The organism is Variovorax sp. 05N34 (assembly GCF_056397405.1).
Map to the genome: position 1 here is coordinate 477,397 of NZ_JBFTNI010000003.1, position 23,076 is coordinate 500,472.

Below are 23,076 nucleotides of genomic sequence, written 5' to 3' on the forward strand. Positions count from 1 at the left end.
AAGCGAAGTCGAACCAGAAATCGATTGGCGGCCGCATCATCGCGCCGACGGTGCCAATGGTGCCAGCGCCGCGCTCGGCGGCAACGCGCAGGCCGCACGGTACTCGGCCGAGATGCGTTCGACGAGCTGCGCCACCGTGGGAATGTCGTGGATGGTCGCAACGCCCTGCCCTGCGCTCCACAGGTCCTTCCAGAGCCGTGCTTCCGTATTGGTCAGGGCGCTCATGTCGGGCGCCTTGGGCGGTAGCCTCTCGACGTCGATCCCGAAACGCTCGATCGAGGGACGGAGATAGTTGGCGTGCACGCCCGACAACCGGTCGGTGTAGACGAGATCGCTCACCTTGGAATCGACCACCATCTGCTTGTACGCCTCCTGTGCCTGCGACTCCTTCGTCGCAAGGAAGCGCGTGCCCATGTAGACCAGGTCGGCTCCGAGCGCCTCGGCGGCACGGATCTGCCAGCCATCGTTGATCGCGCCGCCCAGCACCAGGCAGCCGTCCCAGAACTCGCGGATCTCCCGCACCAGCGAGAACCCGCTCTGGCTCGACGCATGTCCACCCGCCCCGGCGCCCACACAGATGAGGCCGTCGACCCCTGCATGCACCGATTTGCGCGCGTGGTCGGCGCTCGTGACATCGCAGAAGACCGTGCCGCCATAGGCGTGCACCGCCTCCACCACCGGCGCCGGATTGCCCAGGCATGTGATGACGAAGGGCACGCGGTGCTGCACCACGACTTCGAGATCGGGCTCGAAACGCGCGTTCGTGCGATGCACGATCAGGTTGATGCCATGCGGTGCGACGACTGCATCGGGGTTCGACGCCCGACAGGCCGCGAGATCGCGCTCGATTTCCCCCAGCCACGCATCCAGCTGCGACTGCGGCCTGGCATTGACATGTGGGAATGTGCCGACCACGCCCGCCTTGCACAGCGCAGTGACGAGGGTCGGAAAGGACACGAGGAACATCGGCGAGCCGATTGCGGGAAGCGACAGGGCGCGCTGGAAGAGCGGAGGCATCGGCATGGCGAATCTTTCGGTCAGCCCCGCTTCTTCCAGCTGCGCAGATCGCGCATGCCGGCCAGTGTGCGTGGGTCGACACCCTTTGGAAATATCTGGTGCTTCTGGATCTTCTGCGTGGCGGTGGTCGGGATCTGGTCGGTGATCCAGACCCAACCCGGCGCCTTGTAGTACGCCAGCCGCGCATTGCAGTGGTCGAAGAGCGTCTTCACGGCCGCGTCGACGTCCGCCATGGCGCTCTCGCGCAGGACGATGCAGGCCAGCACTTCTTCCTCGCGTATCTCGTCGGGTGCGCCCAGCACAGCGACCTGCTCCACCAGCGGATGCGTCTGCAGCAAGGCCTCGACCTCGGCGGCCGCGATGTTTTCGCCCGAGCGGCGGATGATGTTCTTGCGCCGGTCGACGAAGTGAAGCATGCCGTCGGCGGAGCGGTTGACGATATCGCCAGTGTGGAACCAGCCGCCGCGCCATGCCGCTTCGGTCGCGGCCGGATCGTCCAGGTAGCCGCTGAAGAAGTCCTTGCGCGGGTCGGCGGCCGAGTGGCGCACGATCATTTCGCCGTCGGTGCCGTCCGGCACATCGACGTCGGCGTCGTCGACCACACGGACCTCCACCCCGGGTTGTGCCCGGCCGAAGGCGCGCGTGCCGACCTGGCGCGGCGCCATGTTGTCGATCAGGGCCCGGACCATTTCCGTCATGCCCCAGATCTCGATCAGCGGAAAGCCGAAGCGCGCCTCGAAGGCGGCGTGCCGCTGCGGCTCGACACCGGCACCGATCGCGAAACGAACCTGATGGTCGCGGTCCTGCGGCGAAGCGGGCTGCCCCAGCAGCATCGGCACGACCACGCCCAGGTAGTGCACGACGGTTGCCCGCGACTCACGCACCTCGGTCCACCACCGCGAGGTCTGGAACCGGTCGGTCTGGATCTGGCAATTGCCTTTCACCATCGCGCAGAAGAACGAGAAGATCGACGCATTGACGTGGAACAGCGGCAGGGGGTTGTAGATCCTTTCGCAGCCTTCACCGAAGCTGGCCAGTCCGCCGCGCGTCGCATACCAGGCACCGGCGGCCAGCTCGTAGCGATGCGAGAGCACGCAACCCTTGGGCCGGCCGGTGGTGCCGCTCGTGTAGAGCACGCTCGCGGGCGTATCCGGCCCGGGGGTGGTGGAAGCCGCGCGAACGCGCGGCGAAGGGATCGCGGCGTTGCCACCGTCGAAGGCGCCCAGCCGGACCGCCAGGGGCTGCCGCGCCGATTCGTCCATTGCACTGCGCAGCAACGGCTCGAGCGCAGGAATGACCACCACCATGTCGACACGCGCATGCTCGATGACGAAGGCCATTTCGCCAGCACGGTGGTCCGGGTTCAGCGGCACGCAGCAGATGCCCAGCGCATTCATCGCCAGCTTGTGCAACAGGTGTTCGGGCCGGTTCTCCAGCAGCAGGCCGACCCGATGGCCGACGCCGTAGCCCGCTTCCGTGTACACGCGCATCAGCCGCTCGACCTCCGCCGCCGCGTCGGCATAGCTGATCTCGCTGCCTTCTGCCGCATAGCTGCGCGCAAGATTCGCCGGCACCGCAAGGAAGGCATTGCCGCCGTAGCTGCGGGCGGCGCTGAAGAAGGCGCTGCCGATGGTCGTGTCTTCGTCGATCGTGATCATGGATACGGATCTCCTGCGCTGCGGGATCGCCGGTCAGAGCCGCAGCACGCCGTAGCCGATGTCTTCGCTGAACGGCGCGTTGAGCGAAGCGACGATGGCCATGCCCAGCGCATTGCGCGTGTCGACCGGGTCGAGAATGCCGTCATCCCACAGCTCCGACGTCGAGTGGTAGGCATCGCTTTCCTCTTCGAAGCTCTTGAGCACCGGATCGCGGATGGCCGCGATTTCCCCGGCCGACAGTTCATGGCCCTTGCGCTGGAGCTGCCGGACCTTGACCTCGGCCAGTGTGTTGGCGGCCTGCTCGGCGCCCATCACGGCGATCTGCGACTGTGGCCACATCCAGAGGAATCGCCCGTCGAAGGCGCGGCCGCACATGCCGTAGTTGCCGGCGCCGAACGAGCCGCCGACGATCACCGTGAACTTGGGCACGGTGCAGCCGACCTGCGTCATGATCATCTTGGCCCCGTCCTTCGTGATACCGCGCTCCTCGTATTCGCGCCCCACCATGTAGCCGGTGATGTTCTGCAGGAAGACCAGTGGCGTGCGGTCGCGGTCGCAAAGGCGCATGAAGTGCGCGGCCTTGAGGGAGCTGTCGTTGAACAGCACGCCGTTGTTGGCCAGGATGCCGACCTTGCATCCCCAGATGCGCGCAAAGCCGCAGACCATCGTGGTGCCGTAGCCCGGCTGGTACTCGTGGAACTCGCTGCCGTCGACGATGCGCGCGATCACCTCGCGCATGTCGAAGCCGGTCTTCCAATCGGTCGGGATGATGCCGTACAGCTCGGCGGGGTCGTAGTGCGGCGGCTGGGCATCGACGCGGTCGATCTGCTGCTTGCGGATGGGCGTGGTCTGGGCGAGGATGTCCCGCGCAATGGCCATGGCGTGCGGCTCGTCGTCGGCGGCGTAGTCGCAAGTGCCCGAAACCGTCGTGTGCATCTGCGCACCGCCCAGGGCCTCGGCCGAGACGACCTCCCCGGTCGCGGCCTTCACCAGCGGCGGACCGCCGAGGAAGACGCCGCCGTTGCCGCGCACGATCACGCTGTAGTCGCACAGGGCAGGGATGTAGGCACCGCCGGCAGTGCAGTGACCGAGCACCACGGCGATCTGCGGCACGCCCATCTTCGACAGCGTGCACTGGTTGCGGAAGATGCGCCCGGCCGCATGCCGGTCGGGAAAAAGGTCGGACTGCAGCGGCAGGAAGCCACCGGCGCTGTCGCACAGGTGCACGACAGGAAGGCGGTTCTCGATCGCGATATCGAGCGTGCGCACGATCTTCTTGACCGAAAGCGGATACCAGGCGCCGCCCTTGATGCTCGGATCGTCGGCATGAATGACGACCTCGCGCCCCGCGATGATCCCGATGCCCGACACCTGCCCTGCCCCATGAACCTCACCCTCGTAGGCGCGGTTCGCCGCCAGGGCGCCAATCTCGAGAAAGGGCGTGCCCGGATCCAGTAACAGGTCGAGCCGCTCGCGCACCGTGAGCTTGTTCTGGCGGTGCAGTCGCTCGATGTCGCGCTCCGGCCGCTCGAAGCGCGCCTTGTGCAAGCGGGTGCGCAGGCCTTCGACGTGCGCCAGCATGGCCTTGCGGTTCTGCTTGAAGCTTTCGCTTGCAGTGTCGATACGGCTTTCGATGCGGCTCATGCGGTGGCCTCCGCTGCGGCAATGCGCACCAGCGTCGCGCCGCGCTGGAAGGTCTGGCCGACGCCGAAGGGCAGCTCGGCCACGACACCGTCCGCGGCGGCGCCGATGGTCATCTGCAGCTTCATGCTTTCGATGACCAGCAGGGGATCGCCCTGCCGCACGGCCTCTCCCGCGCCGGTGTGCACGGACACGACGACGCCGGGCATCGGCGCGATCGACGCGCCCGCGGCTTCCGTTGCGCTGCCGCCGCGCGAGCGCGTGGCGTCCACGCGATCGAGTCGCCAGGCCCGTCCCTTGAGCTGCACATAGATCGCATCCCCATGCGCCACCGCGCACAGACGCTCACCGCGGCCGTCGATGCTGGCGACGAAGTCGCCCCGGCCGAGGCTCCTGACCGGGAGGCGGACATCGTCCACCTGCACACCATCGACATGCCGGTGCACCTGATGCCGCTCGCCCGGCGCATTGCTGAAAAGTAGGGTCGTCATGAAGGTCGCTTCGAGTGATTCAGTTGCGCCACGCGCCCATGGAGGCATACGGCTCGGGCGCCGGATACGCAGCACGGTCGGGTGCGGCGCTGGCGGCCACGGCGAGCACCGCGCGGCGCTCGCCATCGGTGAGCGGCGCCGGTCGCAGCGCGTCCCGATGCCGTTCGAGAAAGCCCGTGTCGGTCTCGCCCCGCCCGAAGTCCGGATGACCGAGCACCCGCGCGAGGTAGTCGCTGTTGAGGGTGACGCCAAGCATCGTGGTTTCGGCCAGTGCGGTGCGCATGCGCGAGATCGCGAGTCGGCGGTCCGCGCCATGGACGACCAGCTTTGCCAGCATGGAGTCGAAGTCGGCCGTCACCGCTGCGCCCTCGGTCACGCCGCCGTCGAAGCGCACGCCGGGCCCCTGCGGCGTGCGCAGCAGCAGCACGCGCCCGGTGTCGGGCACGAAGCCCGCGTCCGCATCTTCCGCCAGGATGCGACATTCGATCGCATGGCCGGACGCGCGCACATCGTCCTGGGAGATGCCCAGCGGCTCGCCTTGCGCAACCCTCAACTGCAGCTCGACCAGGTCGAGCCCGGTGACCATCTCGGTGACCGGGTGCTCCACCTGCAGCCGGGTGTTCATCTCCAGGAAGAAGAACTCGCCCTCGGGCGACACGATGCATTCGACGGTGCCGGCATTCACATAGCCCGCCGCCGACGCCAGTCGCACTGCCGCGCTGCAGATTCGCTCGCGCAATGCAGGTGCGAGCCCGGGTGCTGGCGATTCTTCGATGAGCTTCTGGAAACGGCGCTGGATCGAGCACTCGCGCTCGCCCAGGTGGATGACCTTGCCATACACGTCGCCGAACACCTGCACTTCGATGTGCCGCGGCCGCTCGACAAAGCGCTCGGCGAACAGGCGACCGTCGCCGAAGTAGCGCTGGCTCTCGCCGCGCGCGATGTCGATCGCGGCCGCGAGGTCCTCTTCCCGACGGACGATCTGCATGCCCTTGCCGCCGCCGCCGGCAGCGCCCTTGATGAGCAGCGGAAAACCGATGCCCCGCGCCCGCTGGGCGAAGCTCGCCGGATCGTCCGCCTCGTCGGCCGAAGGCGTCACCGGCACGTCGTGGCTGATCGCGAAGCGGCGTGCGCTGATCTTGTCGCCCATCAGCTCGATCGCGGCAGCCGTGGGGCCGACGAAGACCAGTCCGGCGTCCGCCACGGTCTGCGCGAACGCCGCGTTCTCCGACAGGAAGCCGTAGCCCGGGTGGATGGCGTCGCAGCCGGTGTCTCGCGCGGCGCGGATCATCGCCTCTGCGTCGAGCCACGCGGCCACTGGCGGTTCGCCGAAGAGTTCGACCGTCTCCGTCGCCGCGGCAAGCGCCGGACCCGCCCGGTCTTTCTCGTGCCACGGCACCACCGTATCGATGCCCATGCGCGTGGCCGTGCGCACGATGCGCAGCGCGATCTCCGCGCGGTTGGCGATGAAGAGCTTGCGGATCGCGGTCATGTCGACTTCCTGAGCCGCTTGGCGGCGGCGGATGGGGCGGATGGGGCGGTTGCGGCAGGCGTCGGTGTCAGACCCAGCGCGACGATGCGCTCGAGCCTTGCGAGGCGGCGTTCGATGTCGTCGGCCGGACCCGCGTCATCGGGGCCAGCAGCACGCGCCTCGATTTCAGCGCCGCCTGCGCGCGCTTTCGGCGACAGGATGCCGTTGAGGAGCATCGCGGTATAGCTGTCCGCCATGGCCTCGACGTCGATCGAGCCCCGGCCGTAGAGCAGCGACCACATCCGGTGCTCGATGCCGCCATAGACCATGCTGCGCACCGTCTCGGCATCAGTGTCAGCGGGCAGCTCGCCCTGCTGCATGGCCTCGCGCACGGTCAGCAGCAGGAAGGAGGTGTAGTGCACGTGCAGGTCGTGCAATACCGACTTGAAGTACTCGGGGCTGGTGCGCACCTCGTGCAGCACGATGCGCGACAGGCTGGGCTCTTCGACGTACACGCGCAGATGCCGCCACACGAGGTAGCGCAAGCGGCTGCGCAGGCCGTGGATGCGCGCGAAACTGTCGGCGATGTCCTGGATCAGTGGCTCGTACATGCCACGCAGCACCTCGTTGAGGAGGTCGCGCTTGGTCGGGAAGTACGAGTACACCAACCCTTCGACCACGCCGACGCGGGTCGCGATCTCGCCGACCGACGAGCGTTCGAAGCCCTTTTCGAGAAAGACCTCGCGCGCGGCGGCAAGGATCTCCGCCGCGCGCCGCATGCGTCGGGGCGTCTGCTTGCCGGCGGCGATCGGAGTCACCTTGTCGGTATCGCCGCTGTTGGATTGGGTTTTGGCGTTCTGTTTCATGTGAGTGTTCGCAGTACCGCTGTCGGCACGTCGATCTCGAGGTCGAGCAACATCTGTGCAAAGGCCTTGCCTTGCGGGTCGTAGCGAAGCGACGCGATGCCGCCGCCTCCGAGTGCGTTTTCGAGCGTGAAGTTGATGGCATGGAAGCCCGGCAGCGTGTAGCGCGTGACCTTCCCCTTGCAGACATGCGCAAAGTACGCCGCCACCTTGTCGGCATCGAGTTCCTGCAGCAGCACGCGCCAGGCCGCGGGCGACCTCGCGATGAGGCCGATGTTGGCCATGTCGCCCTTGTCGCCGCTGCGCCCATGGGCGATGCGCAGGAGTGGCACACGCTCGGTGGGTCCATCCTCCTGCCGTGCAGGCGCGATGTCGGTCTGCCGCGGCGCCTCGCCGGCCGCCGCCGGCACGAATTCATCGAAGGGCAACGGCTCTCCGTCGAGGCTGACGCGCGCATGAACCGTCTTGCGGTCCACCAGCAGCGAAAAGAGTCGCACCACTGGCGACGGCGAAGGCCGGCCGGCGGCGAAACCGGTGATGCCTTGCGCCATCGCGGTGGCCGACGGGGCGATCTCGCGCGCAAGCAGTTCGAGCGCAGCGCGCTCGCCGTGCCGCGCGGCGATCTTCAGGACGACTTCGCGGCTCGCCCGCATGCGCGAATGGGCGCCGTAGGTGCCTTCGGCACCGAGCACTTCGAGGCTCGTCTCGCTGAAATCCGCAAGGCCTCGCTCGGCCAGGAAACGACGACACCGGGCGAAGATGGCCTCGCCAACCCGTTGCGCCTTGTCCGCCGCGCGCTGGCCGCCGATCATGAGCGTCCCGAGCAGGCGCCATCCGTCGGCATAGGTCGCACTCGCCTTCAGGGTCCGCGGTGCCGGGGTGCCTTTCGCGCCGCTCACGCGCACGCGATGCTCGCCCTCCTGAGCCAAGTTCACGTCGGCGAAGTCGCAGCAGACATCCGGCAGCAGATAGGCCCGCGGATCGCCGATTTCATAGACGATCTGCTCGGCGGCCGTACCGGGCGAGACCAGCCCGCCGGTGCCCGGCGGCTTGGTGAGCACGAAGCTCTTCCCATCAGGTTCGCACTCGACGATGGGGAAACCCATGTCGTCCCATCCGGGCACCTGTTCCCAATCGGTGAAGATGCCGCCGGTGGCCTGCGCACCGCATTCGATCAGGTGGCCCGCGAGGCTGCCCGTCGCAAGCTTGTCCCAGTCGTCCCAGCGCCATCCGAAGGCATGCACCAGCGGCGCGAGCGTCACGGCGCTGTCGACCACGCGGCCGGTGATGACGATGTCCGCCCCGGCGTCGAGCGCCGCCGCGATCGGCTGCGCGCCAAGATAAGCGTTGACGCTGAGGAAGTTGTCCGGCATCGGCGCACCGCTGAACATCTCCCGCGTCCCTGCGGCACGCAGTGCGTCGACCTGCGAGGCGATGTCGTCGCCCTCGACGACCGCGATCCGCATGGCAATGCCCTGCGCATCGAGCGCCTTCTTCAATGCATCGCGGCACGCCGCCGGATGGACCCCGCCCGCATTCGACACCACCCGGATGCCGCGCGACTTCAGCTCGGGCGCCAGTGCGGCGACGATACGGACGAAGTCCGGCGCATAACCCGCATCGGCCGACTTGGCCCGGGCCCGCGCCAGCAGCGACATCGTGATCTCCGCCAGAAAATCGAACACGAGGAAATCGACGTTGCCGTGACGCACGAGCTGCGCCGCGCCGGCCTCGGAATCGCCCCAGAAGCCGCTGGCGCAACCGATCCGCAGCGGGCGGCCCAGCGGAGAAGTGGCAGGTGTGCTCATGTCGATCTCACCGTCCGGGCCAGACAGGTGCCCGGCGTTCGGCGAATGCCCGCATGCCTTCGCGCGTGTCTTCGCTTTGCGAGAGCACCGGCAGTACGGCCTGCGCGAGGTTGAGGGCATCGTGATACGAAAGGTCGGTGATCGCACCGATCGCGCGGCGCCCGATGCGCAGCGCCACGGGCGAGTTGGCGGTCAGGCGCGCGACCATCTCGTCGACCGCCGCATCCAGGCCGTCGCGCGGCACCACGCGGTTGACGATGTCGAAGCGCTCGGCATCCGCGGCGCTGAAGCGCTGCGCGAAGAAGCACATCTCCAGCAGCCTGCGCCGCGGAATCACGCGCATCAGCAGCGGCAGGATCATCATCGGAAACACGCCGACCTTCGCTTCGGTGGTGCCGAACATGGCGTCATCGCAGGCCACCGCGAAATCGCATGCGCAGACCAGGCCGAGGCCGCCTCCGAAGGCGCTGCCGTTGACCCGCGCGATCACCGGCAGGTTGCATTTGTCGAGGGCGCGGAACAGGTCGGCCACCGGGTTGTCGAAGCGGCCCGGCTCCAGCGCGAAGGGCGAACCGTCGGCTGTCGGCTTGAGCTGCCCGCCCGCGCAGAAGGTCTTGTCGCCCGCACCGGTGAGGACGATGGCGCGCACGCCCTCCATCGACTCTGCCGTACGCAGGGCCTGGACGAGTTCCAGCATCGCGGCGTCGGACATCGTGTTGTGCGATGGCGCCCGGTCGATGGTGATGCGGCAGGCCGCACCGTCGCGCTCCACCTCGACCTGCGGGCGCCCGGCGGCCTCGTTCTCGGCGCTCATTTCCCATCTCCTGCCGGCTGCCGGTCCGCCAAGGTCTCGGGCGGCTGATACTGCGGGAATCCGTCGAACGGGAAGCTGCGCTCGGCCGGCTCCAGCTTCCAGGTGGGCCGCGCGGTGGGCACGCCGCCATCGACCCGGATGACGGTGCCGTTGATGAAGCCGGCGGCCTCCGACAGCAGGTACACCACGGCCGACGACAGCTCGGCCTCGGTACCGAAGCGCTGCAGCGGCACCTTGTCACGCAGCCCGCGCAGCACGTTGCGGTAGTCCTCGTCGTAGGTGTCGATGCCGGCGGATGCGATCCAGCCCGGCGCGACACCATTGACGCGAACGCCCGCATGTCCCCACTCGCAGGCTGCCGTTTCGGTGAAGGTCAGCACGCCGCCACGTGCCGCGCCGGAATGCCCCATGCCCGGCAGGCCGCCCCAGATGTCGGCCAGCATGTTGACGATGCTCCCGCCATGGGCTTCCATCGATTGCACATAGCACTCGCGCGAGAAGAGGAAGGTGCCGTGCAGGTTGTTGCGCACCACGGCATCCCAGCCCTTGAGGGAGATGTCGCGCAGCCGCGCCGGATACTGCCCGCCGGCGCAGTTGAAGAGCCCATCGATGCGCCCGTGCTGCGCCACGATGTCCGCCACCGTGGCCTTGACGCCATCCTCGTCGCGGATGTCGCAGGCGTGGCGCGTGACGCCGCCGGCCCGCTCCGGGTAGATCGCGGCAATCTCCTCGGCCACCGTATCGAGCTTGGCCATCTGCCGCCCGACGAGCGCAACACGCGCGCCGAGGCTGACCAGTTCGTGCACCGTGCAACGACCGAGCCCGCTGCCGCCGCCGGTCACCACGACCGTGCGGCCCTCGAAAAGGCCAGGGCGAAAGGCCGAGCGGTAGCGCTCGGTGCTCTTGAGGGATGAAGCTTGCGTCATGGTCGTGGCGAATCGGTGCGGCGCGGTGCGCGGGCGGTTCAGTTCAATACGCGACGAAGTCGGTCAGCGACTTCACGGTGCCGCTTTGCGGATCGGTCTGGAAGAGCTTGATCGGCATCACGGCCTGCCCCTTCGGGTTGTCGAAGGAGACGGGCCCGCTGAGGCCGCCGACCTTGAAATCCTTGAGCTTGTCGAGCTGGGCAATGACGCAGGTGCGCGTCACGTTGGCGCCGCAGCGGCGCACGCCTTCGGCGAACACCATCGTGCCGACGTAGCCGCTGACCGTGTAGCGGTTGAAGTTGGCGTAGTCGTCCGCGCTCAGGAACTTCTTGGCCGACGTCATGAGCGCCACGCCCGCCGGGTCGTAGTTCGACGCGTAGTAGTCGGGGATGAGGTACTGGTAGCCTGCCGGCGCCGCCAACTTCACCGCGGCCGGCAATTGCCCCGCCCACAAGGTCCCGATCGCCACGTCCATGTCGAGGCGGCGCATCTCCGACATGATCGATGCCGACTCGGTGGTGAGCGTGCCAAGGTAGACGGCGTTGGCGCCCTTCTCCTTCAGCGTGAGCACTTCGGCCGAGAAATCCTTGGCGCCGCGCTTGAAGGAGATCTCGGCGACGCTGTTGAGCCCGTATTCCTTCACCGCCTTCTGGTAGCCCGCGAGCAGTGCCTTTCCGAAGTCGTCGTCCTGGTAGAGGATGCCGAACTTGCCGCCCTTCTTGGCCATCTTCTCGACCATGTAGCGGATCGGCACGTAGCCCGCATAGTCGTAGTCCGGTCCGATCATGAAGACGTTGGGCCGGCGCGGCGTGACCACCGCCGGGTTGGGCGCCATGTGCACGATGGTCGGGATCTTCGCCTCTTCGATGGCCGGCAGCATCGCCACCATGTGCGAACTGCCGGTGGTACCGGTGAGGCCGAAGACCTTGTCGGAGTCGATCAACTTCTTGACGGCCGACACCGAGCGCGCGGGCACGTAGCCATCGTCCTCGTAGATGGCGCGCAGCTTGCGGCCGTTGATGCCACCCGCCGCATTGATCTCCGCAATGGCCAGCTTGGAGCCTGCCGCGCCGGCCTTGCCGATCAGCGACGCAGGACCCGACATCGGTTGCACCTCGCCGATCAGGATCTCGGTGGCCGTGACGCCCACGTCCTGCGCCATCGCAGCCGATGCAGCAACCCAAGCTGCCAGCGCAATGAAGGCGCCTCGCAGCGCAGCGCGTTTCCGCGCGCTTGTCCTGACCGCTTCTTCTCTCTCGTCCATGCTTGTCTCCTTGTAGTGTTCGAAACCTCGTTCATTGCGACAGCGGCCACTGCACCCAGAAGCGCTTCGACTTGCGCCAGATGCCGGCCAGCCCTTCGGGCTCGAGCCGCAGGAACAGCAGGATGACCACGCCGTACATCAGGCCCTTGACCTCGTAGATGCGATCGGCCATCAGCGTGCGCACGCCGTCGCCCGCGGCATCGAATCCCAGGTTCAGCAGTTCGGGCAGCAGCAGGATCAGCGCCACGCCGAGGATCGCGCCATGGATGCGGCCCATGCCGCCCACGATGATCATCGCCAGCGCCTCGATGCTGATCAGCACGCTGAAGGTATCGACGTTGACGAAGCGGGTCTGCAACGCGACCATCGCGCCGGCCACCCCGGTGTAGAAGGCGCTGACCATGAAAGCCAGCAGCTTGTAGCGCATGAGGTCAATGCCCATGGCTCGGGCGGCAATGTCGTGGTCGCGCAGGGCAAGCCAGGCCCGGCCGATGCGCGTGCGCATCAGGTTCAGCGTGATGAGCACGAACAGCACCAGAATGGCCAGCGCTGCGTAGTAGAAGCGTTGGTCGCCCTTGAAAGACACGCCGAGCACGCTCAGTGGTTCGACCGGCATCCCCGCCGACCCGCGCGTGATGTCTTCGGCGAAGAGCACCACATGCCGCACGATGAACGTGAAGGCCAGCGTCGTGATCGCCAGGTACAGGCCCTTGAGGCGCAGCGAAGGCACGCCGACGATGAGGCTCGCCAGCGCGGCCACGCCACCCGAAAGCGGGATCGCCAGCAGCGTCGGCACGCGATAGTCGGTCGTCAGGATGGCCTGCGCATAGGCGCCGATCAGCAGAAAGCCCGCGTGGCCCAGTGATATCTGCCCGGCCACGCCCGAGAGCAGATTAAGCCCGAGCACGCCGATCGACACCACGAAGATGCTGGTCAGCATGTTGAGGCCGTGCGAGCCGAACCACGCTGGCGCCAACGCCAGCAGTGCCAGCCCGGCGAACGTCCACCACCAGGTTGCGGGCTGTGTCGAGAGCGACACCAGACCGGCGTAGGAGACTTGATAGGTTCTGCTGCGCATCAGACTCTTTCGATCTCACGTTGGCCGAAGAGGCCATAGGGCTTGACCATCAGCACAACGATGATCAGCACGAAACCGGCGATTTCCTTGAGCCCGCGGCCGAGGTAGCCGCCGGCAAGGTTCTCGAACACGCCGATCACCAGTCCGCCGAGCGCGCCGCCGACGACCGAGTCAAGCCCGCCGAGGATGGTGGCCGGAAAGCCGCGCAGGCCCATCTGCGAGATCTCGGGCTCCAGGCTGAACATGAGGCAGAAGGCCAGCCCCGCGAAGGCCGCGAACACCGCCGACAGCGCCCATGCGATACCGCTGATCCGCTTGACGTTGATGCCCATCAGCAATGCGGTCGTCTCGTTGTTCGAAGTCGCGCGCATCGCGATACCGATGCGCGAGCGCGAGAAGAAGAGCCACATCAGCACGCATAGAACGGCCAGCGACACCAGCGCGAAAATCTGCCCCGGATAGAGCGCCAGCCCCGCGAAGCGGATCACCGCAGTGCCGAAGGGGCGCGGGAACGCGGTCGGCTCCACGCCCCAGACCAGGATCACCACCGAGCGGATCACCACCGCCAGGCCGATGGTGACCATCACGCGCGAGAACATCGGCTCGCCGAGCATCGGCCGGATGAACACCCGTTCGATCGCGAGCCCCAGCAGCACCGACACCGCCAGCACAGCGACCAGCAGCGGACCAAAGCCGATGCCCGGGATCGTCGCGATGCTGAAGCTGATGTAGGCGATGAGCATCATCACCTCGCCTTGGGCGAAGTTGACCATGCCGGTGGCGCGGTAGACGATGGCGAAGCCCATCGCGACCAGCCCGTACAGGGCGCCGATCACGAGACCCGAGGTGATCAGGTTCAGGAAGTAGTTCATCAGGCGGCCTCCTCCACCGGTCCGTAGATGTACGCGACCTCGGCCGCGAACTTCTGCTCGATGACTCTCCGGCGAACCTTCATGGTCGCCGTGAGTTCGCCGTCGTCGTGGTCGAGCTGCTTGCGGATGAGGACGAACTTGCGGATGCTCTCGACGCGCGAGAAACGCTCGTTTACCCGTTCGACCTCGATGCCGATCAGTTCACGCACGGCGTCGAGCTGCGCGAGGGTCTCGTAGGTGGTGTAGGCAATGCCGTGCTCCTGCGCCCACTTGCCCACGGTGTCGAGGTCGATCTGGATCAGCGCCGAGACGAAATGCCGGCCATCGCCCAGCAGCACGGCTTCGCTGATGTAGAGGCTTTCCTTCAACGCGTTCTCGATCAGCGAAGGCGTGATGTTCTTGCCGCCGCTGGTGATCAGGATGGCTTTCTTGCGATCGACGATCTGCACTTGGCCGGTGGCCTCGTCCAGCTCGACGATGTCGCCGGTGCGCAGCCAGCCGTCATCGAACGCGGCGCGCGTCGCCTCGTCGTCATGGAGATAGCCCTTGAACACCACCGGACCGCGCACCTGAAGCTCGCCATCAGGCGCGACGCGCTGCTCCACGATGCCCGGCAGCAGCGGGCCACACCATCCCAGCCGCGACATGGCGGCGGACTGCGCGTGGGTCGCGCCGCTCGTCTCGGTCATGCCGTAGATCTGGTAGATCGGCACGCCGAGCGCGCGGAAGAACAGGATCACCGACGGCGAGATCGACGCGCCGCCCGTCATCGCGACCCAGGTGCGGTCGAGCCCGATGCTCGCGAGCAGGTTGCTGAACACCGCGACGCGAAGCAGCCAGGCGACGAAGGCATCGCGCCGGCTCTCCGGGCGGCCGCCGTTGGCGATGGTGCGCTCGGCGATCGGCGTTGCGATGGCCATCGCACGCTCGAAGGCGCGGCGCGCGATGGGCCGCGAATCGCGCGACTTGATGAGGATCTCGTACTGCAGCTTCTCCCAGATGCGCGGCACGCCGAAGAAGAAGCTCGGCCCGATCTCGTGCAGGTTGTGCGCAACCGCGTCGATCGACTCGGCGAAGTTGACCACCGAGCCATACACGAGCTGCATCACGGGCGACATCAGCCGCTCCGCCACATGGCACAAGGGCAAGTAGCACACCACCGTGAGCGGCTTGCCGGCGAAGCCTTGTACCTGGCCCAGCACGGCGGCATCGAAGAGGATGCCCGCATGCGAGATGCGCGCGCCCTTGGGCATGCCGGTCGTACCCGAGGTGTAGACGATGAGCGCATCCTGGTCGGCGCTCAGGCCGTCGACGATCGATTCCCACGCGTCGCTGCGGCCGGTCTGCTGCGCCAGCGAGCGGCCCTGTTCGAGGGCCTTCGCGAAAGGCATGAGCATCGGCTGGTCATAGTGGCGCATGCCCTTCCAGTCGACCGTGAGCACCCGCTGGAGCGCAGGCAGGCCACCCGGCTGGCGCATGGCTTCGAGCACCTTGTCGGTTTGCTCCTGGTCGCCGCACACCGCGACCTTGGCGCCGCAATGCCTGACGATGTATTGCAGCTCCGGCCAGGGGTTGGTCGGATAGATCCCGACGGTCACGCCGCCGAGCGACTGCGCCGCGAGATCCGCAATGAACCACTCGGGCGTGCCGTCCGACGCGATCACCAGCTTGTCGCCCCGCCCGAAGCCCGCGTCCTGCAGGAACAGCGCGAAGGCGCGCACCTGCTCGAAGTAGTCGGCCCAGGTGGTGCCTTTCCAGATGCCGCGAACCTTCTCGCGCAGGGCGACGCGATCCGGCGTGTGGCGCGCGCGGTGGCGCAGAAGGCCCGGCATGGTCGCGCGGCCCTCGGCCACGCCCGGCGGCAGCGTGGAGTCCGCGAGCAGACGATGGTCGCGCGTCATGCCAGTGCCTCCATGCCCACGCCGAGATACGCCGTCACGACCGCGGGATCGGCCGCGACCTCGGCCGGCGTCCCATCGGCGATCTTGCGGCCGAAGCTCAACACGCAGACGTGATCGGAGATGTCCATCACGATACCCATCTCGTGCTCGATCATCATCACCGTGATGTTGCGTTCCTCGCGGATGTCGAGGATGAAGCGGGCGATGTCCTCGGTCTCTTCCTGGTTCATGCCCGAAACCATCTCGTCCAGCAGCAGCAGGCGCGGCTGCATGGCGAGCGCGCGGCCCAGCTCGACCCGCTTCTGCAGGCCATAGGACAGCGTTCCGACAGGCAGGTCGCGCACGGTCTCGATCTCGAGGAACTCCACGATCTCCTCGGCTGTCTCGCGCGCGGCGATCTCCGCACGCCGCGCCGCGCCGCAGAACATGGCGGCGCCGAAAACCCCGGTCGACAGTCGCGCATGCAGCCCGGTGAGGATGTTGTCGATGACGCTCTCGTGCTTGAACACCGCCAGGTTCTGGAAGGTGCGCGCAATGCCGCGCTTCGGCAGGCTGTGCGCAGACGAGCCCGCGATGTCCCGGCCGTCGAACACGATGCGTCCCGAACTCGGCGGCAGCAGGCAGGAGATCAGGTTGAACAATGTCGTCTTGCCGGCGCCGTTGGGCCCGATCACGCTGAAGATGTGCCCCTGCTGCACCCGCAGGTCGATGCCTGCCAGAGCCTCCAGGCCGCCGAAGCGCTTGCCGACGCCCTCGAGTTCCAGCAATACCGGGCGGCTCATGACAGCCACCTCTTGCGCCGCTTGTAGTGCTTGATCTCGCGCATGCTGCGGCGCTCGCCACCGGCCTGCACGCCAAGATAGAACTCCTTCACGTCGTCGTTGGCCAGCAGCCGCGCGGGCGTGTCGTCGAGCACGACACGGCCTCGCTCCATGATGTAGCCGTAGTCGGCCATGGACAGGGCAAGCCTCGCGTTCTGCTCGACCAACAGCACCGTGAGGCCGCGCTCGTCGCGCAGGCGCCGGATGATGTCGAAGATCTCTTCGATGATCTGCGGTGCCAGCCCGAGCGACGGCTCATCGAGCAGCAGAAGGCGCGGCTCGCCCATGAGCGCGCGTCCGATCGCGACCATCTGCTGCTGGCCGCCCGACAGGTAGCCGGCCACGCGATGCTTGTGCGCCTCGATCGCCGGAAACAGTGCATAGATGCTCGCCAGTGCCTCGGCAGCAGCGCCGGCCGAGCGAAGATAGCCGCCCATGCGCAGGTTCTCCTCGACCGTGAGCGTGTCGAAGAGGCGCCGCCCCTCGGGCACCTGCACCAGGCCCCGGCGCACGATCTCGTGGGGTGGGCAATGGTCGATGGCCGCGTCGTCATAGCGGATCGAACCGCCCGTGATCTCGCCGTCTTCCGGATAGAGCACACCGCAGATCGACTTGAGCACCGTCGACTTGCCCGCGCCGTTGCTGCCGAGCAGCGCGACGATGCGGCCCTTGCCCACTTCGAGCGAAACGTCCCTCACCGCCTCGACCGCGTGGTCGTAGAACACCTGCAGATTGGCGATGCTCAGCATGGGCGCTGCCCCTCGGAGGGCGATGCGGGTTCGAGGATCAAGGCTTTGTCTCCGCGCCGGTGCCGGCTTGATGGGATTGATCGAGGCGGATATTGCGTTGGCAAATTGGGGGTGTCAACAGTTTTTCTGACCCCTACTCAATTTCTTTGAATGGACGTTCTTCAATGAAATCCGATGCTGCCATTCGGAGATCGCCCCATCTGATCTCCACTCTCGTTTATAGCGTCTAAGGGTAAAACCCGACGCATCGACACTTCCCAATCCAGGCGATCGCGTGTCTGATCTGTATCGCGTCGCACCCAGGTTATTGAGTGATGGTCAACAACGCAGATGAACTGCACGAGCGACGTTCCGGAGAGCTATGAACAACGACCAAGCCGTGCGCGTCGACGTCGACCGCGAAGTCGCCACGATCACGCTGCAGCGTCCGCTTGCGCTCAATGCGCTCGACTACGCCGCCATCGAATCGCTGCGCCATGCCATCGACCGCGCGATTGCGGCGCCGGACGCCCGCGCCATCGTGATCCGCGGCGAAGGCCGCTCGTTCTGCGGCGGCGGCGACGTGGCGGCGATGCACGCCCATCGCGGTGACCTGCCGGCCTTCATCAACCGGATGATCGACAGCTTTCACGCCAGTGTGATGACGCTCAACCGGACCGAGCTCCCCGTCATTGCGAGCGTGCAGGGCGCGGTCGCGGGCGGTGGCATTTCGCTGGCCCTGGCCTGCGACCTGGTGCTTGCGACGCGCAACACGCGCTTCGTGACGGCGTATGCGCAGCTCGGGGGATCGGCCGATGGCGGCCTGAGCTTCAGGCTCACGCAGCGCGTCGGTGCGTCGCGTGCCTTCGAGCTGCTCACGCTGCGCAGCACCCTCACGGTCGAGGAGGCACATGCGCTCGGGTTCATCAATCACGTCGTCGATGCGGAGAGTGCCGACGAAGAAGCGCACAAGTGGGCGCGCAAGCTTGCCGCGATGCCCCGGCAATCGATCGCCGAGCTCAAGCAGCTGACTGCGGTGCAGACCCGGGATGCCCTGCAGGCTCATCTGGACCGCGAGAAGGCAGCCTTCATCCGCTGCGCGGCGACCGAGGACTTCGCAAATCGGGTCGCCGCATTCGCATCCCGCGGCGATGCGCGGCCATCCAAGGGGGTGCGCCATGAGTGATTGGCGCACGCAAGCTGAGCAGGCCGGCAGCATCACGGTCGATGCGATGTTTCGCCGCGCGTTCTCGCTCCATGCGGACCGCACCGCGGTGAGTTGGGCCGACGGCCGGCGCAGTTACGCCGAACTGGGTGATCGCGCCTGGCGGCTGGCCAACGCGCTGCATTCGCTCGGCTATCGCCGCGGCGACAGCGTCGCGGTGCTCTCCGAGACCCGGCCCGAGTACATCGAGTGCTATGCAGCCATGGCCGCGCTGGGTATCACCGTCGCGACGCTGAACGTGCGTCTGCATCCGGCCGAGCTCGCGGCTTGCCTGCGCAAATGCGGCCCTGTCGGAATGCTGGTGTCGGACACGCTCGCGCCGCTCGCCGTCAAGCTTCGCGCCGACGCACCGGAGATCAGGCACTGGATCTCATTCGGCCCGGCGGAAGGATTCGACGACTACGAGGCCCTGCTGCGCGCGAGCCATCCAGCCGAACCACCGCGCATCGCGCAAGGCGGCGACATCCACAACATTCTCTTCACCAGTGGCACCACCGGCCAACCCAAGGGCGCGCTGATCAGCCAGCAGGCGGCGGCGACGCGCGGGCTGCGGCTCGCGCAGTGGTTCGGCCTCACCGAGCACGACGGCTTCATCGGATGGCTTCCGCTCTTTCATTGCGGCGGCGACGAATCGCTCTACGCGACGGTCTGGACCGGCGGCACCTACGCGACTTTCAGACGGGCGGACGTCGTGCAGATGTTCGAGCTGATCGCGCGCGACCGCCTGACCTGGACGCTGCTGCTGCCGGGCGTGATCACCGATTTTCTCGACCACCCTGCACGCGCCGCGCACGACTTGTCGACGCTGCGCTTCGCCATCGGCTACGCGAACATGATGCCGCAGGTGGTTGCGCGATTGACCGAGAGCTGCGGCATCGATTTCTACGATGCCTTCGGGCAGAGCGAGACCAGCTACCTGCTCGCGCACCGGCGCTCGGGGCCGGGCGAGACGCCGACCTTGCGCAAGCTGCCTTCACCGCTGATGGACGTGCGCATCGTCGACGACGACATGAACGACATGCCCATCGGGCAACCTGGCGAATGCGTGGTCCGCGGCCCGACGGTGATGTCCGGCTACCTCGACGACGATGCCGCCAATGCCGAAGTCTTCAGGGGCGGGTGGCTCCACACTGGCGATCTGCTGCGTCGCGAGGACGACGGCACGCTCAGCTTCGTCGACCGCAAGAAGTACCTCATCAAGACGGGCGGGGAGAACGTCTACCCCGCCGAGGTCGAGGCGGTGATCGGCCGGCATCCGGCCATCCAGGAAGCCTGCGTGTTCGGGGTGCCCGACGCGCATTGGGGCGAGACCATCAAGGCCGTGCTGGTGCTACAGGCGGGCAAGACCGCCACGCGCGAAGAGATCGTTGCCTGGTGCCGCGAGCGGCTTGCGGGCTACAAGCGGCCACGGTATCTGCAGTTCGTGCGTTCGGAGGAACTGCCGCGCAGCACCACCGGCAAGCTGCAGCGACACGAGCTCGCGCGCTTTCCTCTCGACGACAGCCAGCGCGTGGATTGATCCCGGCGCACATCTCTCTTCCCATCTTTCACCCCGGTATCGCATCTTCATGAACACCATCGCTTCGACCATGAGCGCGGCACAGCGCTTCTCCGGCCTTTCAGACGACGAACAGGCCATCCTCGACCAGGCCGACCGCTTCGCGCGCAACGAGCTGTATCCGCTCTCCCAACGCATGGACGACGAGGAATGGTGGCCACCTGAAGCGTTCGCACAAATCGGCGCGACCGGCTACTTCGGCATCCCGGTGCCGGAAGCCTACGGCGGCACAGGGCTCGACCTGTTCGCGAGCGGGCTCGTCGTCCAGGCGTTCTCGCGTTGGAACCACGCGTTGGCATTGAGCTGGGTCGCTCACGAGAACCTCTGCCTCTACAACATCTACCGCAACGCCGACGAGACTCAGCGCAAGATGTGGCTGCCGGGCCTTTGCAGCGGCAGGACGATCGGCGCGCTGGGGCTGACCGAGCCCGGCGCGGGTTCCGACGCACTGGGCTCGATGCGCACGACGGCCACGCGCGACGGTGACGACTACCTGCTCAACGGCAGCAAGATCTACATCACCAACGGCGCGGTGGCGGACGTGATGCTGGTGTATGCCAAGACCAACCGGGACAAGGGCGCCAAGGGCATCTCGGCCTTCGTCGTCGAGAAGGAGATGCCCGGCTTCAAGGTCGCCCAGAAGCTCACCAAGATGGGATTCCGCGGCAGCCAGACGGCGGAACTCGTGTTCGAGAACTGCAGGGTGCCGGCACGCAACCGCATCGGCGAAGAAGACCGCGGGGTGCAGGTCGTGATGAGCGGCCTGGATCTCGAGCGCGCCATGATCTCGCCGATCTGCCTGGGGATCTGCGAGCGGGCCTTGCAACTGGCGCTCGACTATGCGCGCACCCGCCAGCAGTTCGGCCAGCCGATCGCCAACTTCCAGATGATCCGCGCCAAGCTGGCGGACATGTACGTGTGGATCGAGTCGATGCGCGTCTTTACCTACCAGGCCCTGCGCGCAGCGAACGACCTGGAGATCGGGGGGGGCGGACGCGGCGACATCCACATGATCACGGCCGCATCGGTCATGTATGCGGCGGAGACCATGAACAAGGTGTTGAACGAGGCGGTGCAGATCCACGGCGGCACCGGGTACATCTGGGAGTCCGAAATCAACCGGCTCTACCGCGCCATCAAGCTGCTGGAGATCGGCGCCGGCACGACCGAAGTTCGCAAGGTCATCATCAGCGACGAGTTGCTGCGTCGTTGATCGGACGCAACGCGGCTGCAGCTGGAGTACCGTCAGGGGTTGGAACACACCGGCACTTCAAGGAACCTCCAGCATGACCGCGACCCTTCAACTGATCGGCGCGCCAACCGACATTGGCGCAAGCACCCGGGGCGCGGGCATGGGACCCGATGCGCTGCGGGTCGCGGGAATCGCGGTGATGCTCGAGCGCCTGGGCTTCAAGGTCGTGGACGGCGGAAACCTGGCCGGCCCTTCGACGCCCTGGGTTGCGCCGGCTGAAGGTTTGCATCACCTTGATGAGGTGATCGCATGGAACCGGGCGGTCTACGGGGCGGTGGATCAGGCGTTTCATGCGAATCGCCTGCCAATCCTCCTGGGGGGCGACCACAGCATCGCGATCGGCTCCATCAGCGCCGTGGCCTGGCATGCGCGCCAACGCGGCAAGAAGCTGCGCGTGCTGTGGCTCGACGCCCATTCGGACGTCAACACCGAAACCACGAGCCCGAGCGGCAACCTGCACGGAATGCCGGTTTCATGCCTGCTCGGCCACGGGCCGGCGGCCCTGACAGGCTGGAGCGGTGATCGGGCGGCGCTCGAACACGACGCGATCCGCTTCATTGGCATCCGCAGCGTCGATGCCGACGAGAAAGCCGCCATCCGCGCCCTTGGCCTGAATGTGTTCGACATGCGCCACATCGACGAGCACGGAATGCGCACGACGATGACCGAGGCGCTGCAGGACGTCGGCGAAGACACGCATCTGCACGTGAGCTTCGACCTCGACTGCCTTGATCCCGACTACGCGCCGGGAGTGGGCACCGGCGTGCGCGGCGGCCCGACGTGGCGCGAGATGCAACTGTGCATGGAGATGATTGCCGACACCGGCCGGCTGGGCTCGCTCGATGTGGTCGAGCTCAACCCCGCGCTGGATGTGCGCAATCGCACGGCGGAAGTCGCGGTGGAACTGATCGAAAGCCTGTTCGGCAAGTCGACGCTGGTCCGCTGAGGTCAGGTCGTCACGTCAGCCCTGCGTGGGGGCTGCGGGAACGGGCTGGAGCGGGGTCTCGATCAACGGCTTGGCGGGGACGACGGGATGCGCCTCCGCGGGCGGCTCTTCGGTCGTCTCGGGCAGGAAACGGTCGATCAGCGAGAAGAAGCGGTCGTAGAACCGATCGTCCGTCAGCGTCTGGCTCGCCACCTTGACCATGGCGTCGTCGCTGGACGAGAAAGGCAGCGACAGCGAGCCGATCGCGCCGACGCCGACGCTGGCCGAATTGTTGACCTTCTTCACGCCGTAGCGGTCCTGCAATGCGCTCGCGAAGGCGATGGTGCTGCGTGAGCGACCACTGGCTTCGCGCGCGCAGACCACCCGGAACTCCACTTCGACATGCACCTCGGCATCCGGCTGGAAGCTCTTGCGGCCGGTCACCAGCTCCTGGTTTGCGGCGGTGATCATGTAGCCCTGGCTCAGCAGCGCGCGCCGGGCGGCTTCGCAAGTCTGCCCCTCGCTGGCGGCGTAGGTGCGGGTGTGGGTGGTGGTGGAATCGAATTCTTCCGGCTCATAGGAGACCCGGCGCGGTGAAGACCCGCATCCGGCAGCCAGGAGAAGTGACATCGACAGCGCGGCAATCGCCGCGCGGGAAAACGGGAAACGCATGACAGCAGGCGACAGCAGTTGGAGCAGACGGTTGGCAGCAGGGAAAAGCGGAACTCCGCAATGCTAGCGGGTACCCGCTGATCCGCGGCCC

Annotated in this window: 20 protein-coding genes; 4 read left to right on the plus strand and 16 right to left on the minus strand. The window is 66.9% G+C overall.

The window, feature by feature from the left end; all coding sequences use genetic code 11:
* Positions 1 to 36 precede the first annotated feature (36 nt).
* Genes AC1DMA_RS11310 through AC1DMA_RS11380 form a run of 15 tightly spaced genes read right to left on the minus strand, consistent with a single transcriptional unit; the run spans position 37 to position 17,374 of the window.
* The gene (locus tag AC1DMA_RS11310) at positions 37 to 1,023 is read right to left on the minus strand and encodes an NAD(P)H-dependent flavin oxidoreductase (protein ID WP_478144227.1); all 987 of its coding nucleotides are present in this window, start codon (positions 1,021 to 1,023) and stop codon (positions 37 to 39) included.
* A 14-nt stretch (positions 1,024 to 1,037) separates the two neighbouring features.
* Positions 1,038 to 2,675, minus strand: coding sequence for an AMP-binding protein (locus AC1DMA_RS11315; protein ID WP_478144228.1), 1,638 nt, complete (start codon positions 2,673 to 2,675; stop codon positions 1,038 to 1,040).
* Between the two features lie 33 nt (positions 2,676 to 2,708).
* A complete protein-coding gene (locus AC1DMA_RS11320) occupies positions 2,709 to 4,319 on the minus strand; it encodes an acyl-CoA carboxylase subunit beta (RefSeq protein ID WP_478125153.1) in 1,611 nt (536 codons plus the stop codon).
* Entirely contained in the window at positions 4,316 to 4,807 is a 492-nt protein-coding gene (locus tag AC1DMA_RS11325; RefSeq protein ID WP_478125154.1) for an acyl-CoA carboxylase biotin carboxyl carrier protein subunit, read from the minus strand. The genes AC1DMA_RS11320 and AC1DMA_RS11325 overlap by 4 nt, the downstream gene beginning before the upstream one ends.
* Positions 4,808 to 4,826: 19 nt before the next feature.
* Complete coding sequence (locus tag AC1DMA_RS11330) at positions 4,827 to 6,299, minus strand: acetyl-CoA carboxylase biotin carboxylase subunit (RefSeq protein ID WP_478144229.1); 1,473 nt, start codon at positions 6,297 to 6,299, stop codon at positions 4,827 to 4,829.
* Positions 6,296 to 7,144, minus strand: coding sequence for a TetR/AcrR family transcriptional regulator (locus AC1DMA_RS11335; protein ID WP_478144230.1), 849 nt, complete (start codon positions 7,142 to 7,144; stop codon positions 6,296 to 6,298). Before AC1DMA_RS11335 ends, AC1DMA_RS11330 begins: the two co-directional genes overlap by 4 nt.
* Positions 7,141 to 8,949: an acyclic terpene utilization AtuA family protein gene (locus AC1DMA_RS11340; RefSeq protein WP_478144231.1), complete on the minus strand. Its 1,809-nt coding sequence runs from the start codon at positions 8,947 to 8,949 to the stop codon at positions 7,141 to 7,143. Before AC1DMA_RS11340 ends, AC1DMA_RS11335 begins: the two co-directional genes overlap by 4 nt.
* Before the next feature lie 7 nt (positions 8,950 to 8,956).
* Positions 8,957 to 9,763 carry an enoyl-CoA hydratase-related protein gene (locus tag AC1DMA_RS11345; RefSeq protein ID WP_478144232.1) on the minus strand — a complete coding sequence of 269 codons (807 nt, stop codon included), beginning with the start codon at positions 9,761 to 9,763 and terminating at the stop codon, positions 8,957 to 8,959.
* The gene (locus AC1DMA_RS11350; protein WP_478144233.1) at positions 9,760 to 10,689 is read right to left on the minus strand and encodes an SDR family oxidoreductase; all 930 of its coding nucleotides are present in this window, start codon (positions 10,687 to 10,689) and stop codon (positions 9,760 to 9,762) included. The genes AC1DMA_RS11345 and AC1DMA_RS11350 overlap by 4 nt, the downstream gene beginning before the upstream one ends.
* 43 nt (positions 10,690 to 10,732) lie before the next feature.
* Positions 10,733 to 11,953: an ABC transporter substrate-binding protein gene (locus AC1DMA_RS11355; protein ID WP_478144234.1), complete on the minus strand. Its 1,221-nt coding sequence runs from the start codon at positions 11,951 to 11,953 to the stop codon at positions 10,733 to 10,735.
* A 31-nt stretch (positions 11,954 to 11,984) separates the two neighbouring features.
* Positions 11,985 to 13,031 (minus strand): branched-chain amino acid ABC transporter permease, encoded by a 1,047-nt coding sequence (locus tag AC1DMA_RS11360; RefSeq protein WP_478125161.1) that lies wholly within the window; start codon positions 13,029 to 13,031, stop codon positions 11,985 to 11,987.
* A complete protein-coding gene (locus AC1DMA_RS11365) occupies positions 13,031 to 13,903 on the minus strand; it encodes a branched-chain amino acid ABC transporter permease (RefSeq protein ID WP_478144235.1) in 873 nt (290 codons plus the stop codon). Before AC1DMA_RS11365 ends, AC1DMA_RS11360 begins: the two co-directional genes overlap by 1 nt.
* Positions 13,903 to 15,804 (minus strand): AMP-dependent synthetase/ligase, encoded by a 1,902-nt coding sequence (locus AC1DMA_RS11370; protein ID WP_478144236.1) that lies wholly within the window; start codon positions 15,802 to 15,804, stop codon positions 13,903 to 13,905. The genes AC1DMA_RS11365 and AC1DMA_RS11370 overlap by 1 nt, the downstream gene beginning before the upstream one ends.
* On the minus strand, positions 15,801 to 16,586 hold the full coding sequence (locus AC1DMA_RS11375; RefSeq protein WP_478144237.1) for an ABC transporter ATP-binding protein: 786 nt from the start codon (positions 16,584 to 16,586) through the stop codon (positions 15,801 to 15,803). The genes AC1DMA_RS11370 and AC1DMA_RS11375 overlap by 4 nt, the downstream gene beginning before the upstream one ends.
* Entirely contained in the window at positions 16,583 to 17,374 is a 792-nt protein-coding gene (locus AC1DMA_RS11380) for an ABC transporter ATP-binding protein (RefSeq protein WP_478144238.1), read from the minus strand. Before AC1DMA_RS11380 ends, AC1DMA_RS11375 begins: the two co-directional genes overlap by 4 nt.
* Positions 17,375 to 17,735: 361 nt before the next feature.
* On the opposite strand from AC1DMA_RS11380, the gene AC1DMA_RS11385 reads away from it, so the two are divergent.
* From AC1DMA_RS11385 to rocF, 4 genes are all read left to right on the plus strand, one after another.
* Positions 17,736 to 18,539 carry an enoyl-CoA hydratase/isomerase family protein gene (locus AC1DMA_RS11385; protein WP_478144239.1) on the plus strand — a complete coding sequence of 268 codons (804 nt, stop codon included), beginning with the start codon at positions 17,736 to 17,738 and terminating at the stop codon, positions 18,537 to 18,539.
* Positions 18,532 to 20,097 carry a class I adenylate-forming enzyme family protein gene (locus AC1DMA_RS11390; protein ID WP_478144240.1) on the plus strand — a complete coding sequence of 522 codons (1,566 nt, stop codon included), beginning with the start codon at positions 18,532 to 18,534 and terminating at the stop codon, positions 20,095 to 20,097. Before AC1DMA_RS11385 ends, AC1DMA_RS11390 begins: the two co-directional genes overlap by 8 nt.
* A gap of 49 nt (positions 20,098 to 20,146) precedes the next feature.
* Positions 20,147 to 21,349, plus strand: a complete 1,203-nt coding sequence (locus AC1DMA_RS11395) for an acyl-CoA dehydrogenase family protein (protein ID WP_478144241.1) — start codon at positions 20,147 to 20,149, stop codon at positions 21,347 to 21,349.
* A gap of 73 nt (positions 21,350 to 21,422) precedes the next feature.
* On the plus strand, positions 21,423 to 22,334 hold the full coding sequence (gene rocF / locus AC1DMA_RS11400; protein ID WP_478144242.1) for an arginase: 912 nt from the start codon (positions 21,423 to 21,425) through the stop codon (positions 22,332 to 22,334).
* Between the two features lie 15 nt (positions 22,335 to 22,349).
* Here rocF and AC1DMA_RS11405 read toward each other — a convergent pair whose 3' ends face one another.
* Positions 22,350 to 22,943 (minus strand): DUF2242 domain-containing protein, encoded by a 594-nt coding sequence (locus AC1DMA_RS11405; RefSeq protein ID WP_478125170.1) that lies wholly within the window; start codon positions 22,941 to 22,943, stop codon positions 22,350 to 22,352.
* Positions 22,944 to 23,076 lie beyond the last annotated feature (133 nt).

What these genes read in the sequence shown, in the direction of transcription:
- AC1DMA_RS11310 (WP_478144227.1), bottom strand. Translation starts at nt 1,023, where the DNA reads ATGCCGATGCCTCCGCTCTTCCAGCGCGCCCTGTCGCTTCCCGCAATC.
- AC1DMA_RS11315 (WP_478144228.1), bottom strand. Translation starts at nt 2,675, where the DNA reads ATGATCACGATCGACGAAGACACGACCATCGGCAGCGCCTTCTTCAGC.
- AC1DMA_RS11320 (WP_478125153.1), bottom strand. Translation starts at nt 4,319, where the DNA reads ATGAGCCGCATCGAAAGCCGTATCGACACTGCAAGCGAAAGCTTCAAG.
- AC1DMA_RS11325 (WP_478125154.1), bottom strand. Translation starts at nt 4,807, where the DNA reads ATGACGACCCTACTTTTCAGCAATGCGCCGGGCGAGCGGCATCAGGTG.
- AC1DMA_RS11330 (WP_478144229.1), bottom strand. Translation starts at nt 6,299, where the DNA reads ATGACCGCGATCCGCAAGCTCTTCATCGCCAACCGCGCGGAGATCGCG.
- AC1DMA_RS11335 (WP_478144230.1), bottom strand. Translation starts at nt 7,144, where the DNA reads ATGAAACAGAACGCCAAAACCCAATCCAACAGCGGCGATACCGACAAG.
- AC1DMA_RS11340 (WP_478144231.1), bottom strand. Translation starts at nt 8,949, where the DNA reads ATGAGCACACCTGCCACTTCTCCGCTGGGCCGCCCGCTGCGGATCGGT.
- AC1DMA_RS11345 (WP_478144232.1), bottom strand. Translation starts at nt 9,763, where the DNA reads ATGAGCGCCGAGAACGAGGCCGCCGGGCGCCCGCAGGTCGAGGTGGAG.
- AC1DMA_RS11350 (WP_478144233.1), bottom strand. Translation starts at nt 10,689, where the DNA reads ATGACGCAAGCTTCATCCCTCAAGAGCACCGAGCGCTACCGCTCGGCC.
- AC1DMA_RS11355 (WP_478144234.1), bottom strand. Translation starts at nt 11,953, where the DNA reads ATGGACGAGAGAGAAGAAGCGGTCAGGACAAGCGCGCGGAAACGCGCT.
- AC1DMA_RS11360 (WP_478125161.1), bottom strand. Translation starts at nt 13,031, where the DNA reads ATGCGCAGCAGAACCTATCAAGTCTCCTACGCCGGTCTGGTGTCGCTC.
- AC1DMA_RS11365 (WP_478144235.1), bottom strand. Translation starts at nt 13,903, where the DNA reads ATGAACTACTTCCTGAACCTGATCACCTCGGGTCTCGTGATCGGCGCC.
- AC1DMA_RS11370 (WP_478144236.1), bottom strand. Translation starts at nt 15,804, where the DNA reads ATGACGCGCGACCATCGTCTGCTCGCGGACTCCACGCTGCCGCCGGGC.
- AC1DMA_RS11375 (WP_478144237.1), bottom strand. Translation starts at nt 16,586, where the DNA reads ATGAGCCGCCCGGTATTGCTGGAACTCGAGGGCGTCGGCAAGCGCTTC.
- AC1DMA_RS11380 (WP_478144238.1), bottom strand. Translation starts at nt 17,374, where the DNA reads ATGCTGAGCATCGCCAATCTGCAGGTGTTCTACGACCACGCGGTCGAG.
- AC1DMA_RS11385 (WP_478144239.1), top strand. Translation starts at nt 17,736, where the DNA reads ATGAACAACGACCAAGCCGTGCGCGTCGACGTCGACCGCGAAGTCGCC.
- AC1DMA_RS11390 (WP_478144240.1), top strand. Translation starts at nt 18,532, where the DNA reads ATGAGTGATTGGCGCACGCAAGCTGAGCAGGCCGGCAGCATCACGGTC.
- AC1DMA_RS11395 (WP_478144241.1), top strand. Translation starts at nt 20,147, where the DNA reads ATGAACACCATCGCTTCGACCATGAGCGCGGCACAGCGCTTCTCCGGC.
- rocF (WP_478144242.1), top strand. Translation starts at nt 21,423, where the DNA reads ATGACCGCGACCCTTCAACTGATCGGCGCGCCAACCGACATTGGCGCA.
- AC1DMA_RS11405 (WP_478125170.1), bottom strand. Translation starts at nt 22,943, where the DNA reads ATGTCACTTCTCCTGGCTGCCGGATGCGGGTCTTCACCGCGCCGGGTC.